An 11,946-nucleotide genomic window follows, 5' to 3' on the forward strand; every position below is an offset into this window, starting at 1 on the left:
CCCCGCATAGGATATAATCTACATCAACCTTACATTTTATTATATGCAAAAGATGTACATGGCAATTTTGTGTTGTGTGGCTGCGGGTTTATAAGATTGTTTGTTTTTGCTTTTATTATTGGTAAAGCCCGCCCCTGAAGTCATGTTAAAATTCCGATCGCCTAAACAATGAAGCAGGCAGACAAACAGTAAAAGTAGAACCGCAATCTAAATCGCTAGTAACTTCAATATCGCCGCCCATCATCTGACAAAAACGCTGACTGATAGTCAGTCCCAAACCAGTACCGCCGTACTTGCGAGTAGTTGAATTGTCGGCTTGAGTAAAAGGTTGAAACAGTCGCTCTTGCTGCTCTTTTGTCATGCCGATGCCCGTATCCGTCACTCGGAAAATTAAAAATTCTGCATCCAAAATTAACAGTTGAGCAACTCTCGGTTGATATTTATTTTTTAATTCTTCACTGGTAATTCTTTCGACAGTAAGCACGATCGTCCCATTCGCAGAAAATTTAGCAGCATTGCTGAGCAAATTCAGCATTACCTGCCGCACTTTCATCAAATCGCCGTGCATCGCGCCGATATTGTCAGAAGTCAATACTTGCAAAGTATTGCCGTTTTTATCCATGAGCGGTTTGATAGTTGTTAACACCTCATCGATTAAGCCTCCAACATCGAAGCTTTCGAGGTAAATCTCCATCTTGTCAGCTTCAATTTTGGAGATGTCGAGAATGTCGTCAATTAGCCGCAGCAAGTGTTTGCCAGCAGTGCGAATTTTGTCTAAATCCGAGACAACCTGTAAGTTGCCTAACTCTTCGGCATCTTCCACCAGCATATCGCTGTAGCCGATAATCGCATTCAGGGGAGTTCGCAACTCGTGGCTCATGTTTGCCAGAAAAGCACTCTTGGCGCGGTTGGCGAGTTCTGCGGCTTCTTTGGCCAACTGCCACGCTTCCTCAGCGTCTTTGCGTTCGGTGATATCTCGCAGTGTCGCCACCACCGCTTCGACGCTGCCGTCTGTCGCACAAACCGGGCTGAGAATGTACTCGTAGTCGCGGGTTCCCCAGCTTGCGGTGGGGACAATTACTTCGCCTTTCTTGGGCTCGGCTGTGGCAAATATGCCGTGGCATTCTTGGTGAACTCGCTGCATAATTGTTGGCGACCAGCCTAATTCCTGCCAGGTTTTGCCAATCATTTCTCTGGGGTTCATGCCGGCAGCTTGAGCGGCGGTGCGACTGACATAGGTGTATTTTCCCGATCGATCCACTAGAAAAATTAGGTCAAGAGAAGCGCCGAGAATCCCGTCAACTGTTCTGGCGTGTCGGGCTACCTGAGCACTCATTTGTCTGACAGCGATCGCCCCCCGGACTTTGGCGGCGAGTTCAAACTGCAAAAGTTCGTTGGTTTGTTGGAGGAATAGGGTGCGCTGTTCGACTTCTCTTTCTAGTTCTGCTTTGGCCTTTTCTAGGGTGAGTTCGGCCAGTTTGCGATCGCTCACATCTGTAGAAATTGTACCGACTGCATAAGCTTTACCTTCGGAGTTGCAGAGGGGAAATTTCAGAGAAATATAAGTGTGCGGGCCGTCGTCTTGAGGGATGATTTCTTCGAGGGTCAGGGGCGAGGAGGATTCGAGAACTTTCAGGTCATTTTCTCGCAAGGCTGCTGCTTTGTCTTGGGGAAAAATATCGCCATCGGTTTTGCCTGTTATTTGCTCTTTGGCGATGTCGAACAAATTGTCAAAATGGCGGTTGGTGAGCAGGTATTTTCCCTCAACATCCTTGATGTAAATTACTGCTGTTGAGTTGTCTAAAATCGCTTGCAGCAGTGCTTCGCTCTTTCGCAGGGCTTTTTGAGTGTTTTGGCGATCCAGTATTTCTGGCTGCAATTCCAAGTTGAGGCGATTTAAGTCTTGCCAAGCTTCCTGGACTAGATTTAAGGCGATCGCACTTTTTTCTAGTTCTGTATTTACGTGCCGCGACTGATTTGAGACGGAGTTTTCTGCCAATTCTAGGGGTTGGAAAGCGAGCGGGGTCTGGGGATTTGCGATCGGGAGAGCGCCCGGATTTTTTTTATATCGAAAATCGACCGCTAATTTACCGTTTAAACTCGATTTTTTAGGGAATAAATCTGGAAATTCGCCTAAATTTAAATTGTCATAAATTAAATCCAAATTCCGGGCTCGCTGCTGCGGTTCGGCAGAGGAGTTAAAGGCCCAATTCCCCTCTGCTGTTGATAAATCCGAGTTACCGGGTTTGGCAATCCGGCGGGTGACAGCAACTGCCAAAGCGAAGGGGACAACGGCAGCAGCAGACAGTGCCAGCAGCCAGTTGTTGCCCCACCAGGTTTCGATCGAGGTTGTGGGGATGAATCGCACTAAAATTGCTGCGGGTTTTCCGGCTAAATTGCCGAGGGACTTGGCAGCTACTGCATGAGTTTGACTGCCTGTGTGTACGTTTCCGGCGACTAATTTGCCGTCGGCGGCGAGTGCAGATTTTAGGAGAGATTTGTCTATTGAATTTAAGTCTGGCAACTGTTGGTTTTTTGTAACTGCTTGCGAACCTGCCAAGACAAATTTGCCGTCAGCCAGGGGTATGTAGATAGCGTGATATCCGCCACCCTGTAAATTGAGGGTTTCGCTGTTAGCGACTGCCGACGTTTGGCTGATAATTTTTCTTAAGACTAAAGCAGCAATCACTGTCTGATTTTTGGGATCTTTTACGGGAATTGCTGCGTAGCGGACGAGCACAGGGCGATCGACCTTTCCGGGCGACAAAGATCCCAATTGTTCCTGAACTTCGGATTTGGCAATGATTTCGGTAGCTGTAATGGGTTTTTTTGCACCAAATGCTCGATCGACTATTTTTGGCAGGTTAAAACTTTTTTCCTTCTGGTTGGGGTTCACGCTAACAACTATCTGTCTGTTTTTTCCAACTAAGACCGCGCTGTCTATTTCCCCTGTCTTGACTTGATTTTCTAGAATTTGCTTGACAGATTTTTGCAAATCTGATATTTTTTTTCCGCTGTTGTAAGCTAAGGCTGTTTGGGCGATCGTTTTGCTGTCAGAGGAGTTTTGCAAACGGTCGGCGGCGCGATCTAGTTTGAAATTGTAGTTAATTTTACTAAGGCTCAGTTCTGATTTAGCTTGATTTTGCAGTTCGTTGTTTCCAACTGCCGATGTTAGCCAAAGTGCTGCTCCCGTTAGTCCGACTGGCAAGATTGTTTGTAACGCCAGCAGTCCAATTAGCTGTTTTCTGGTAACAGATAAGTTATAGGTGCACGGCTTGAAAGCTGCTTTCACTCTTCTTTCGGAAGTGGCAACTTTAGTTGGCTGCGAACAATTTGGCTTGCTGCCCTTTAACTGAGTTGGAGCCATAGTAGTAGATGAATCGGTAGTAGATAACAGGCGATAAATTAATTTGGAAAACAATCAATTTTAGAGTTAAGATTTTAGATAGAGTTCGGTTAATCAATCTTCATAAAATTCTTCGCTATCGTCAGGTATAACAGAGTAAGAAAATGACAGGGGTATTTTCCAAAAAATCAGTTTCTCGCTGTTAAATCAGATTTTTTTATTGAGTTGTTTTTACATATACTGTCGCATCTATTTAAAGTGTGTTGCGAGAATCCAAATGGGTCCTTCCACAGGAGTGTTCGCGCTTAGATGTAGGCTTGGCTGTGCAGGACGATCGCACTTCTGTGAAAACGCTTTTTGCAAAATCGGGATGCTCCACCAGACAGTCGCCAGACTAAGTAATTTTTCGAGCGACTGTATCGTAAATTTACTTAAACCAAAGTTTAGCCTAATTATTGCAAAACTTTAGATAAGCTCGATCGCCTTTTGCCTTCATCACCTTTTTTTCAATCCCACAACCGCCTGCCTGCTTTGCCCCCAAGTCGCTGGTGAGTATCTTTGAGCAAGGTTGGGATGTCTAACTCTTCGGGACACCGAGGTAAACATTCGCCGCAATCGGTGCAGCGGTTGCCTTTGCTGCCGGGAAACCAGTGTCCGGCATTTTCAAACATGGCGTAGCGGTATTTGCCAAAGTCAGTCATGTCGCACCCGACGGCGAGATTGCGGAGTCGCAATACTTCGGGAATGTTGATGTTTTCCGGGCAAGGCAAACAGGCATAGCACTGGCTGCATTTGTCGGTTTTCAAAGTGTCTGCAATAGCCGATTCTAGCCGATCGAACGCAGCGATTTCGACGTTGGTGAGGGGAAAGTCGCGATCGCAATATTGCAGGGGTTGCTCTAATTCTGTCGCATTTGCCGCCCCCACACTCAAAGTCCCAATCCTAGTATCGCTAAGTAAAAACCGATAATTTAACTCTAAGGGCGAGAAAGGCGAGCACAATTGTGCGAGAGTTTCCGGGGGCGTGTAGAGTTGCCCTCCTTTATCGGCTGGGGAAATGATGAAAACGCCCATATCTTTGTCTTTGGCGAGTTCAATTGCCGGGGCGTTGCGCTGAAAAAAATAGTAGTAATGCAGGTTGACAAATTCAAACAAATCTGTATTTATTGCATCCAAAATCAGATCCAGAGGCCCGTGAGTCGAAAAGCCGACGTGCCGAATTCGGCGATCGGCCAGGGCTTTGCGTACAGCTTCCATGCAGCCTGTGGTCGATCGCACAATCGCCAAATGTTCCCAAGTATTCAAACCGTGAATTGCCAGACAATCGATATAGTCTAAATTCAGGCGTTTGAGGGATGCGTCGATGCAGCGTTCCATAGCTGCTGCATCCTCCGTTGGGGAAATTTTTGTAGTGACGTGAAGGCGCGATCGATCGACCGACAAACCAGCCGAAAGGGCCGCGCCAAGATATTCCTCACTGCAACCGTAACCTGCAGCCGTTTCCAGGTGATTGATTCCCTGAGACAACGCCTGTTGTACAGTCTGACAGGCAGTTTCCTCAGAAGCCAAATAGCGCATGGTTCCCAAGGAAAATACCGACAGGTGCAACTCCGTTTTGCCAAACCGTCGATAGCGCATAAAGTTTAGGAAGTTTCGCCCGGGCCCAAGCCGCTTCTCTTAATCAAATCCTCTGGACGGAGGTTTGAGATAAATTCCCGGAAGGCCCGGCGTTCGGCCTCATCAGCATCTCGATCGACAGGTATCGAAGCATCGGCGACGACTTCTTCCATCACCCAGATGGGGCAGTTCGTTCGCAGGGCTAAGGCGATCGCGTCGCTAGGTCGGGCATCGATCTCTTTTTTAACTTCTCCCTGACGGACGATCAGGACGGCATAGAAGGTGTTATCTTGCAGCGAGTGAATAACTATGCGCTCCAAGGTAAGACTCCATGCCTCTAAAAAATTGACCATCAGATCGTGAGTTAAGGGCCGAGGAGGCTTGTGGCCTTCGATCGCGCTAATAATAGCCTTTGCTTGCTCCTGACCGATATAAATAGGCAAAGCCCGTCGCTCAGTAGCATCTCTCAATAGGACAATAGGACTGCGCGTGGCTGCATCTAAGGCAATTCCAGCGACTTTCATTTCAATCATTCGATCGGCCTCATAGAATTAAGAAACTGTAAGGCAGTAGAGAACTTGGACATAAAGATCACCTAAATCCAGTATGACTTGATCTTCGCCTGAATCAGCAACTGATCGGGGACTGTCGATTTTAGATTTTAGATTGACTCCGGGGGACAGGGAGACGGCAAAACCTCCTGTCTCTGGTTTGTCCCTGTGATTTGATGTAAGTAAGCGATCGACTACGGAAAAATACTTATGTTTACAGGACTAATTCAATCTCTCGGAAAGCTGAAGTCGCTAGGCAACGATTATTTCCAAATTTCCTGCACATCAAACAACTCCTACCAGATTTTACAAGATTTAGCCATTGGGGACAGCGTAGCCGTGGATGGAGTCTGTTTGACCGTGGTGGAAGTTCTGCCCCAAGGTTTTGTCGCCGTCGCTTCCCCGGAAACCCTGCGCCGTACTACTTTGGGAGCATTCCCCGATGCTTGGGTCAACTTAGAAACCTCCCTGCGCGCCGGTAGCAAATTGGGGGGACATTTTGTAACCGGGCACGTAGATGCGATCGGCACTTTAGCAACCTCAACCCAAACCGCCAACGCTTGGGAGATGCGGTTTACTGCCCCACCGGCAGCAAATTCGGGATGGCAACGTCAAATCGCACCTTACATCGTTTCCAAGGGCAGTATCGCCGTCAACGGCATCAGCTTAACCGTGGCAGATTGCGATGCTGACGGCAATTGGTTTGAAGTTGCTGTCATTCCCCACAGTTTTGGTGAGACAAACCTCAGCTATTTGCAACCAGGAAGTTTAGTTAATTTAGAAGCAGATATTCTGGGTAAATATGTCGCCAAATTTCTCCGCAGCGGCTCAAAATCCCATCCCGAACCGTGGGAAGAAACCCCCACAATCAACAGTTTTGGAACAATTACACCAGAATTCTTAGCAGAACACGGATTTATCTAACCTGTGGGTACGCACCGCGCACCTTGCTAATATCTGAGATATTACAACATCCTCAATAAGCCTTTTACGCCCGGGTTATCCTGCCCAACTCACAAGAAAACTCACTCTTTGTGGAACAGGCAGGTGAGCCTGTTTTTGAGTTGTAGAAGACATCAGGAGCGAATGAATTATATCAATAATTGACTGTTCAAAGCAGACGCACTCCACTAACTCTCTCTGCGCTCTCTGCGCTCTCTGCGCTCTCTGCTGTTCATTAATAAAAATCTATTCCTCAACAAAATTGTTTTTCTCCCAAAACAATCCCGCAGCAATTCCTGCCTGAGAAACTAAAAACAATGCAGCAATTAATAGCTTTTTAAAGCCCGGTGCGTGGAAAAATGGATAAGTTAGCAAATTCAGATAAAATGATCGATGTTGTAGTTTCCCATTAGCCCCGCGTTTCGAGATAATTTGCTGAAACAAAAAAGCACCTCTACCATAATTGAATTGCTGTTTCCAAAATTTGCGAAGAGTTAGTGCATGGGAGTGATAGACTATAACTTCGGGAGCGTAAATGGCGGCATTGCCCGAATGCAACCACCGATCGCAAAATTCGCGGTCTTCTCCAGCCGCTAGAGAAAAAGTCGTGTCAAAGCCACCGATTTTTTGGAAAGCCTCAGCGGGAAGGGCAAAATTGTTAGAAGTGAAAAATTGCGCGCGATCGCCAATAGCATTATAGTAACTGTAAAGGTAATCGATCAGTTGCTGGCTGGCAGTAGAATAGATGTTATCCGGCAGCGCGTTTACTGTTCGACCTCCGATTAAGCAATCTGGTGTTTCCACAAATCGCTTTTCCAGATTTTGCAGCCAATCTACCCCCACAGTACAGTCATCGTCTGTAAACACTAAAAATGTGCCTTCGGCTGCAAAAGAGCCAGTATTTCGCGCCGTTGCAGGGCCGGAGTTTGGTTGTGTCAGAAGTGTGATATTTAGCTGATTTTTAAAAGGCAAAATTGTATTTTCTACAGAGATTTCGGTGCTATCGTTGACCACGATAACTTGAAATTTATCGCGCGGATATTCAATTTCAACAAAAGACTGAATACACGCCGCTAATTTATCGGGGCGATTGTAGGTCGGAACAATAATTGAAAATAGAGTTTTAGCTTGGTTCATGGTAACTAATAACTTTTAATTTTTCAAGCGATATAGCACCGACTCAGTATTAAAATCTTTACCGAAAACTGGTTGCAGCGGGCCCTGAGCACTTGTCAGCCAAGATAAAGCTTTTCTGGTAGCTGCGTTTGTCTCAGTCAGGGGCCCGAATCCCACAGTCCTAATTTTATTTTGCCGCAGGTTGTCAATCCATGCCGAAAGTCGATCGGCTCTAAATGGTACATATAAAACTTGTCTGTCCAAATTTCTCCCGTAAAACAGGTAGCTGCGCGAACTTAAAAAGAAGCCTATTCTTTCATCTGGTAGTGTATTTTTATCAATATATTCGTAAATACCGCGATACAGTTCGGTGCGTGCAAAATCTCGCTTCTCCCTCCAATGACCAATTACTATCAATCCTATGCACACAGCAATTATTACTATATAAATTGATTTTTTGCGACTTGGAAATAGTTGATTCAGCCATCCGAAGCTTGGATTTATTTTCAACAAGCTCGCAGCCAGAGTCAGTGACACAATATAAAATATCGGATCTAGCAATATATCTTGCCAACTCGGAGCTAATATTTTCCAGATACTATTAATAGCTTCTACTGGATTAGACTTAAAATTATCAATCAACAAACTCCCCCAAATAATACTATCTCCGGTGAAAGAAGCATTTTTAATATAATCAAAAATTTTGTTGCTAATAATTCCGCAAAAACCGCTAATCCAAACCACTGCCAGAACAACTTGGTTTTGAGTTTTCAAGAGAGTTGCTGTAGCTGCTGCGGCGATGGCGAGTACGCTTAAAAAGGGAAATCCGTATCTGAGGTTAAAACCGAGTATAGGGCTGAGTTTACCGATCGACTCTCCGACAGTCCCGGAGGTGTAAGGTGTAATTAAATACAGAACTGCTGTGCTGGCGAGAAGTATAATTAAAATAATATTATTTTGATTAATTATTCTACTTTTACCCTGAATAAATGCAAGAGGTGCTGCCAATACCTGAAGTGCGATCGCCAGAAAGGGCAGTTGCAATCTAATGATAATTTGTAAGCCGACAGTTTGCCAGTGGGAAAAATTGCTGGGATTAAATTGAGCTGCTAAAGTGCTTTGCCAAATCTTTAGAAGTGGCGAAGCGGGCGGCTGCTGTACCGGAGGTGTTGGCCCAGGTACGGAAGGCGGTAAGGGAACAGGCTCTAAAGGAATTTTAATATCCCCGACTTCGCTGACAGGATAATTGATTTGCAGCAAGTTTCTCGCATACCAAAAACCTCCTAAAAGCAAGCAACAAGCTACGCCGCACAGCAAGACTGGTTTGAGAAAGTGGCGAATCCTAAAATTAGCAGGTGTAGATTTTTTATTAACCGCGAATCTTTTAATTTCTAATATTGCTAATCCTCCTAAAAGTGATGCTGCATAGACTATTCCAGTGATTTTTATTCCGGCTAGCATTCCTGTGGCTGCCAAAAATAGGGAGAGTTCCGAGTGCGATCGGCTGCTGTGATAGGATAAACCAAGATACAAACCTACTGTAAATATTGCAGCTAGCGGTAAGTCTGGGTGAATAGTGTTAACTTGGTTGAGCACCATCGGTACTGTCAATACTAAAGATGCTGCTGCCATACCGTGAATTCGGGTTGCTCCAAATTTTACGCTTAATAGATAAACGGCAATTCCCTCAAGTACCCACGCAATTAGCAGGGGAAAAGCTGCGAGAAAATCTTCTCGGAATGGGAGTACACACAAAGCAGATAAAACGTGCCAATTGTAAGGATATACTCGGGCTTGTTCTTGTTCAAAAATCCAATTTCCGGCCGCATCTAATAAGGTAAATGAATGGGTTTGATACCATCTGGCGATCGCAGGTAGGTGAAACCACAATGAATCATAATTGGTTGTGGGTTTGGTTGCGAGAATTTGTAACAGCAAAAATCCTGCAATAGCGGTGGCAAAAATAATTAGGCGTTCGGATTTTGCCAGAGGTTGCTTGAGCTGGGGAATCGGCCACTCGGAGAAGGTAAAAGTTTTGTGATTTTTTGTATAAATCAGGATGAAGCCGATCGCACCCATCAAAATTTCTGCTATAATCACCGCAGCAATATTTAGGCGATCGGCACTTCCTAAAATCAAGCCGATACAAACTTGTGCAATACTCCATCCCGTCAGGAGTACAAGGAGAAAATGGGGAAATGAATAGTTATTGTTTTCTTTCTGATTCTCAAAGGCCAGAGACAAGCTTAAGGGAATCGGCCCGACTAGAATAATCAGAAATAAAATTAATTCCCACAAATGCTGCGCTATTAGCATAAGCTCCAAGTTACCATTTTTTATCAGTTTTTCCTCCTTACCCGAAAGAGCCTGGTAACGAGGAAAAGCAACGAGTTCGCCTGTTCGTTGCACCAAACATAAATTTTCTTGTGGGCTGGGCTTTTCGACCGTTCCACAAGAAAATTAATTTAGGCAATCCCTAATTTTTACCTGTTAGCTTGCTTCTGAGGTTTGGGTTTGACTGCTTCAGTATCTTTGGGCTTAGAAATGTCAGCTTTTAAAAGTTCGGGGAATGGCGGCTGGAGATTGTGAACTTCGATGTCCATTCCCAGCGGCAGAGGTGGAAGCTGGGGCAGATCGTTTTCCAAATCCTTGAGTCCGCTAGCGGTTTGTATTTCCACCATTTTCGGCATTTGCGGTACTTTGGCGGTTTCCAAACTGCCGATCATTTTTGCCAGAGCGAATTCTAGCTGAGAACCCGGATCGATCGCCACCCAACCCTGGTCAGTCATTTGCCGAACCTCGAAGTGGAGGTGAGGCCCTGTAGACATTCCCGTACTGCCGACGCGGCCGATAGTCTCTCCCTGTTTCACCCACTCTCCCGGTTTCACAAACAGTTCCGAAAGGTGGCCGTAGAGAGTTTCCTGAGACTTTTTGCTGTGGTTGAGAACCACTGTCAAACCGTAGCCGCCCAACCAATCGGCGATCGCCACTTGACCCGCATAGGCCGCCAGTACGGGCGTTCCCATCGGGGCTCCCAAGTCAGTTCCGGTGTGAAACCTGCCGTAGCCCATAACCGGATGAGTCCGCCACCCAAAGGGCGAAGTAATTGCCGAAGCAATAGATAGCGGAAACAGCAAGCTGGTGTTGCCATTTCCGGGGAGGCCTGCGGGACGCGGCGTGAGATTGTAGTAAGCAAAACCGGTATTGCTGCCGCTGCTGACACTAACGGCACCGACTTGAACCGGCCCGAGTCCCATGCTGGGCGCTGGAGGGCCGCCGCCGTAAGATGCAGATCCGGCATAATACCCAGCGTCTGCGGAGTATCCAGGGTTAGCCGAGTAGCCGATGTTAGCAGAGTATCCAGTGTCTGCGGAATATGCTGCGTCTGCGGAGTATCCAGGGTTAGCCGAGTAGCGCGGGGGTGCGTAAGCAGATTCCGGCGGGTTGGAACTCCCCCAAACCTGGCTGCCTATTTGTTGAACGGCTTGACCGATTTTACTGACAGGATTTCCGCTACTATTTCCTGCCACAGTTTCCCGAACATCGGCCGGAAGGCTTTCTGGCAGATTTCGAGGAGGAGGGGCTGCAATATAGCCGTTGCCTGCGCTCGGAGTTTCCCTGCTGTAGCTTGGTTCTCCTGCATCTGCCGTCACCGGCTCGGAAACAGGAGGAGGCGCGCACAAATCGCCACCTCCTTCGCAGCCAGTCGATCGTTCTGCAAACTCTATTCTGGTTGGAGCTTCGTACTCGTTGGTAGCACCAACACTGTAGTCTGTTTGGTCGATTTCAGCGTGGGCTGGGTTAACTGGCGCTTCAAAAGGCGGCTCCTGGGCCGTCGCTTCTGGCAGGGGAATCAGCGCGGGTTCTGGCAGATAATATTGGGTGGGAGGTGGTTCGCTGGCGTACTCCGGCTCACTGGGCGGTGCGGCATCGAAAGGCTCGGACGGCGGAACTTCTGCCTGCGGTTCAGGGTATGGTTCGGGCGACTCTTGGCTGTATTCGGGTTCCGGGGGCGGGAGAGGAGCTTCAAATAATGGCTGGAGGTCTGCTGCGCCGGGGACGGCTTGTTCTGCTGGCGGAGTTTCGGCTTGAGCCCAAACTAGGCCTTTGCTGAGCAGTCCCAGACTGGCAAGGCAACCCAGTCCCACCAGCAGTGAGCGATCGGACAAAAGGCGCGATCGAGTTCGGGTGCCTGTAGGGTTCTTTTTTTGCTGTTTGGTGTTCAAAGGGGCTGTTATTTGCTTGTCTGGAACTGGTTTCACGATTTTTTTTCCCAACTCAACAGGGGGCACAAGGATCTCGAAGTCAGGATCGAATGTATGGCAATCCTTGTCTTTATATACAGGCCTAACTGATTTTACCGGGCTTGAGGCAA

At 47.0% G+C, this 11,946-nt stretch carries 7 protein-coding genes; 1 reads left to right on the forward strand and 6 read right to left on the reverse strand.

Annotated elements, in window-relative coordinates; translation table 11 throughout:
- Nucleotides 1-145: 145 nt before the first annotated feature.
- From QUA45_RS11925 to QUA45_RS11935, 3 genes are all read right to left on the reverse strand, one after another.
- Nucleotides 146-3,421, reverse strand: coding sequence for a PAS domain-containing protein (locus tag QUA45_RS11925; protein WP_333220834.1), 3,276 nt, complete (start codon nucleotides 3,419-3,421; stop codon nucleotides 146-148).
- Nucleotides 3,422-3,852: 431 nt separating this feature from the next.
- Nucleotides 3,853-4,983 (reverse strand): aldo/keto reductase, encoded by a 1,131-nt coding sequence (locus QUA45_RS11930; RefSeq protein ID WP_333099425.1) that lies wholly within the window; start codon nucleotides 4,981-4,983, stop codon nucleotides 3,853-3,855.
- A gap of 5 nt (nucleotides 4,984-4,988) precedes the next feature.
- Complete coding sequence (locus QUA45_RS11935; RefSeq protein ID WP_015176672.1) at nucleotides 4,989-5,495, reverse strand: bifunctional nuclease family protein; 507 nt, start codon at nucleotides 5,493-5,495, stop codon at nucleotides 4,989-4,991.
- Nucleotides 5,496-5,723: 228 nt separating this feature from the next.
- Between QUA45_RS11935 and ribE the strand changes: the two genes are divergently transcribed.
- Nucleotides 5,724-6,437 carry a riboflavin synthase gene (ribE, locus tag QUA45_RS11940; RefSeq protein WP_333220836.1) on the forward strand — a complete coding sequence of 238 codons (714 nt, stop codon included), beginning with the start codon at nucleotides 5,724-5,726 and terminating at the stop codon, nucleotides 6,435-6,437.
- 264 nt (nucleotides 6,438-6,701) lie between these two features.
- Here the strand turns inward: ribE and QUA45_RS11945 are convergent, their stop codons facing one another.
- The 3 genes from QUA45_RS11945 to QUA45_RS11955 form a co-directional block, all read right to left on the reverse strand.
- A complete protein-coding gene (locus QUA45_RS11945) occupies nucleotides 6,702-7,592 on the reverse strand; it encodes a glycosyltransferase (protein WP_333220838.1) in 891 nt (296 codons plus the stop codon).
- Between the two features lie 15 nt (nucleotides 7,593-7,607).
- Entirely contained in the window at nucleotides 7,608-9,980 is a 2,373-nt protein-coding gene (locus tag QUA45_RS11950) for a hypothetical protein (RefSeq protein WP_333220854.1), read from the reverse strand.
- A gap of 74 nt (nucleotides 9,981-10,054) precedes the next feature.
- Nucleotides 10,055-11,833, reverse strand: coding sequence for a peptidoglycan DD-metalloendopeptidase family protein (locus QUA45_RS11955; protein ID WP_333220840.1), 1,779 nt, complete (start codon nucleotides 11,831-11,833; stop codon nucleotides 10,055-10,057).
- Between the last annotated feature and the right edge of the window lie 113 nt (nucleotides 11,834-11,946).

The organism is Microcoleus sp. Pol12A5 (assembly GCF_036701435.1).
In the GTDB taxonomy this organism is placed as follows: Bacteria; Cyanobacteriota; Cyanobacteriia; order Cyanobacteriales; family Microcoleaceae; genus Microcoleus.

Coding starts and splice junctions, on each gene's coding strand:
- QUA45_RS11945 (WP_333220838.1), bottom strand. CDS start 7,592: ATGAACCAAGCTAAAACTCTATTTTCAATTATTGTTCCGACCTACAAT.
- ribE (WP_333220836.1), top strand. CDS start 5,724: ATGTTTACAGGACTAATTCAATCTCTCGGAAAGCTGAAGTCGCTAGGC.
- QUA45_RS11930 (WP_333099425.1), bottom strand. CDS start 4,983: ATGCGCTATCGACGGTTTGGCAAAACGGAGTTGCACCTGTCGGTATTT.
- QUA45_RS11935 (WP_015176672.1), bottom strand. CDS start 5,495: ATGATTGAAATGAAAGTCGCTGGAATTGCCTTAGATGCAGCCACGCGC.